Consider the following 456-nt stretch of genomic DNA (forward strand, 5'->3'; position numbering starts at 1 on the left):
TGCGAGGTCCAGGTGGCCTACGCGATCGGCAAGGCCGAGCCCGTCGGCCTCTTCGTCGAGACCTTCGGCACCCACACGGTGGACGAGGAGAAGATCGAGCAGGCCATCGGCGAGGTCTTCGACCTCCGCCCGGCCGCGATCATCCGCGACCTCGACCTGCTGCGCCCGATCTACGCCCAGACGGCGGCGTACGGGCACTTCGGCCGCGAGCTCCCCGACTTCACCTGGGAGCGCACGGACCGCGTCGAGGCCCTCCGCCAGGCCGCGGGCCTCTGACGCGACGCAGCCACCCGGCACCACCCGAAGCCCGGCCGCCCTCTGGGGCAGCCGGGCTCCGGCGTATCCGGGCGTCAAGCGCCCCCGGCCGTGCGGCGGGGGCGGGGCTGGGGCGTTGTCGGTGGGCTCTGGTAGGACTGTGGCTGTGAGCAGCGACAACGGGAGGCGGGAGCGGGCCGG

General features: G+C 74.1%; 1 protein-coding gene. It reads left to right on the forward strand.

Going from position 1 to position 456, the window contains the following annotated elements:
• Positions 1 to 276 (forward strand): methionine adenosyltransferase domain-containing protein (locus ACSNOD_RS31745; protein ID WP_436770522.1); only part of this gene is annotated, 276 nt, incomplete at its 5' end.
• Between the last annotated feature and the right edge of the window lie 180 nt (positions 277 to 456).

The organism is Streptomyces sp. URMC 123 (assembly GCF_051386515.1).
Classification (GTDB): Bacteria; Actinomycetota; Actinomycetes; order Streptomycetales; family Streptomycetaceae; genus Streptomyces.